Source organism: Paenisporosarcina sp. P4_E4_2 (assembly GCF_056401595.1).
In genome coordinates this window covers 1-1,498 of the sequence record NZ_JBFUJC010000508.1, presented here as the reverse complement: position 1 = coordinate 1,498, position 1,498 = coordinate 1, and the positions used below count along the sequence as shown (strand labels likewise).

At 40.4% G+C, this 1,498-nt stretch carries 1 protein-coding gene and 1 pseudogene; both read right to left on the bottom strand.

All coding sequences use genetic code 11. The features are described from left to right. Positions 1-1,065, bottom strand: a 1,065-nt coding sequence (locus AC1DSB_RS19165) for a virulence factor (protein ID WP_477587408.1), incomplete at its 3' end; no start/stop codon positions are given. Positions 1,066-1,091: 26 nt separating this feature from the next. Next, positions 1,092-1,498, bottom strand: a pseudogene (locus AC1DSB_RS19160) (ABC transporter ATP-binding protein); the annotation flags it as partial.

Sequence of the window (1,498 nt, the reverse complement as noted above, 5' to 3'; positions counted from 1 at the left end):
GCCTTGCTCGATGCGGGCAATGGCCATATTGACTTGGAGCTTCACTTCAAATTCAGTATCTTCTTTCGCCTGATGAAGGGCTGGTAAAGAATTTTCAGTTCCTGTCTCATATAAGAACATTGCCGCGCGCCAGCGTACGAGTTTATTTTTATCAGCTAAAGCATGTTGCATCGCTTTTTCAAATTGTGGGAAGCCAAGATCGCTCATGCAATCTCCTGCTGTCCGTCTAACTGATGGACTTTTATCCTGTAACGCCTTTTCCATATAAGGAATGACTTCTTCGTTATCAATCATACCTAGATAAACGGTAGCCACTCGGCGAATTGACATTTGTTCATCTTCCAATGCTTTGGCCAGTAGTGGCAAATCGTCGACTGATGGGTCTGCCATTTGATCAAGCAATTGGAATCGTTCTTCCCATGCATCTACTTGGAATTCTTCGAGACTTACTTTGCGACCACGAACAATCGTTTCATTTTTTGGACTCTTCGTTGCTTCAACCAACATACTCAGACGAGAATCAGGATAGGTAGCTTCGATTTCTTCTTTGATCTGTTCGGCAATTTCTTTTTTCTCACCGTAACGGACTCCGAAATCTGCCCATTTGCGCTGCAATATATAGTTTTCATCCTGATCATGCATGCTTGCATTCATGGCTTCAACAAACCGAGGAGACAGGCCGATACGTTCTTCAGATGTTTGGTCAAATACTTTCACTTGAAGAGGAATTCCTTTGATTTGTTGTACATGTACATAAACTTCCCCGAAGTGTTCGTCCACTTGTACTCCACTTGCAATGGCTTGGTCATTTTCGCCAAATACGTTTCGCACTTCAGCTAATATTTGTTCCCAGTCATTTTTAGCCAACCGTTCAATCGCTAAAAAATCCGCTACATGATAAATCCCTTTAACGCCAGGTATACTTAAAATGGAGACGATTTCCTGAGGTGCCTCTGACGTTTCATCCTTTTTATAATTAAAACTTTTTCCAAAAGGAAGTTCATGGTCAACAATTACTTTCATGGTATTCGGACTTGGTGTCGGTTCAATTGTGAGTATTTTCATGCAAAACGCCTCCTACTTGGATATTATCATGACCCAATAATTTCTTGCAGATAACCCCATCGCTCAATTAAGTGGTTATATTGCTCATTTAAAGCCTCGAGTTGATTCGTTGCTTTTTGCAATTTTTCGAAGTCTGCACCCGCAGATTCCACTTCTTTTTCGGCAACGATAATCGCCTCTTCTATTTTTTCGATATCTGATTCAATGGTTTCCCATTCTTTTTGTTCTTTGAATGACAATTTTTTCTTTTGTTCTTTCGGCTTTACAGGTTCGGTTTTTTCGATAACAACCGTATCTTCCACAATCACTTCAGGAGATTGAAGTAAAAAGTCAGAATAAATTTCCTGTACTTCTCGAGTATTCCCTTTGCCGTCTAGTACCCATAATTTTTTCGCAATACGATCCAAGAAGAAACGATCATGCGAAATTGTGA